The sequence below is a fragment of the Streptomyces pactum genome, from assembly GCF_016031615.1.
In the GTDB taxonomy this organism is placed as follows: Bacteria; Actinomycetota; Actinomycetes; order Streptomycetales; family Streptomycetaceae; genus Streptomyces; species Streptomyces pactus.
In genome coordinates this window covers 1-1,334 of the sequence record NZ_JACYXC010000023.1, presented here as the reverse complement: position 1 = coordinate 1,334, position 1,334 = coordinate 1, and the positions used below count along the sequence as shown (strand labels likewise).

Below are 1,334 nucleotides of genomic sequence, written 5' to 3'. Positions count from 1 at the left end.
GGGTCCGGAGGCCGCCCGCCACCCGGGGCCGGCGGAGCCCGCCGGGGCGTGCCGGTGGGGTGACCACCGGGTTCGGGCGGTGGCATCAAACCGTCGGCCGGGGGGAAGGTGGGCACATACGCCCCGGGTTTTCCGGGCGAGGACCTCGGCGCGAGGTGGTGTGGCTCATGGTGGACCGAGACCGGAACGACGACGAGACGGCACGAATAGACGCGGAACGGCGACGGCGCCGCGCCCAGTTCCTGCGTGAGCTCAACGAGGCGAAGGAACTGCGGGACCGGGTGCAGCCCCGGCGCGCCCGCAGCGCGCGGATGCGTCAGGCGATGCGCATGCGGACGTTTCGGTGGTAGTGGGCGACATCTCGTAGGAAGGCCCACGACGCAGCGCGGAAGACCTCTCGCGACGCCGTTGTTTCTGCCACGATTCCGAATTGGGCGGGGCGTTGTCCCGCCCGCCCCGGCACGCCTATGACCAGTGGGAGAGTCACGGTGTACTTCGCCGCACTGCTCGCGCGCACCGAAGACGGGTGGCAAGCGAGCGACACGGAGCTCGACGATGTGGAGTCCCTGACGGACCTGATCGACCTGGCCCGCTCGGCCTCGGTCGATGACGACACGGTGCTGGCCCTCATCGAGCAGGAGGACGCCTGGTTCGGTGTGGTCCGCCTGGACGGTGAGGACGATCCGCGGATCTACGTCTCGGACGCGGCCGCCGCGGCCCGCAGCTCGTACGGGGCCATGCTCACCGACGAGCTGCTCGGCCAGGACGGGAACCAGGGGGACGACCTCGACGCCCTGGACCTGGACGGCACCGAGGAAGGGGAACCCGACCCGGCCGACGACGACGAGGAGCCGTCGGGCGACCGGCGGGCCCGGCAGGGCCCGCTCGGTGACCTCGCGCTCCTCGCCGACCTGGGGGTCGACGAGAAGGAACTGCTGTCCCTGGACGGGGACGCGCTCAGCGCGATCGCCGACACCCTGGGCTGCACGGACGTCCTGGAGGCGGTGCGCTGACCCGACAGCCGCGAGGCGCGCACCCGGCGCGCGGAGCGCCTCGCTGAGCACACCGCGAGACACCCGGGCGGCGGGCGCGCGGGCCCCGGCGGGCGACCGCCGGCGTCCGTGCACCCGCCGCCGTTCCGTTCCGGTCCGGCCCTGGACGCACCCTCCGGGCCGGCCCGTGTCCGCCGGTCCGGCCCGTATCCGCCGACCGGGCCCGTACTCACCGGCCGGGCACGTACCCGCCGGCCCGGCCGTAGCGGCCGGCCCGGTGCCCGCCGGGCCGCCCGTAGCCGCCGCGCGCCTTCGGGGACGGGTTCCGCACCCGCCGCCGTC

General features: G+C 74.7%; 2 protein-coding genes. Both read left to right on the top strand.

What is annotated here, in order from left to right:
• The first annotated feature begins 167 nt into the window (after positions 1–167).
• Positions 168–350, top strand: a complete 183-nt coding sequence (locus IHE55_RS30455) for a hypothetical protein (protein WP_197989323.1) — start codon at positions 168–170, stop codon at positions 348–350.
• Positions 351–467: 117 nt separating this feature from the next.
• Positions 468–1,013: a tRNA adenosine deaminase-associated protein gene (locus tag IHE55_RS30450; protein WP_232265558.1), complete on the top strand. Its 546-nt coding sequence runs from the start codon at positions 468–470 to the stop codon at positions 1,011–1,013.
• The last annotated feature ends 321 nt before the right edge of the window (positions 1,014–1,334 follow it).

Coding starts and splice junctions, on each gene's coding strand:
- IHE55_RS30450 (WP_232265558.1), top strand. CDS start 468: ATGACCAGTGGGAGAGTCACGGTGTACTTCGCCGCACTGCTCGCGCGC.
- IHE55_RS30455 (WP_197989323.1), top strand. CDS start 168: ATGGTGGACCGAGACCGGAACGACGACGAGACGGCACGAATAGACGCG.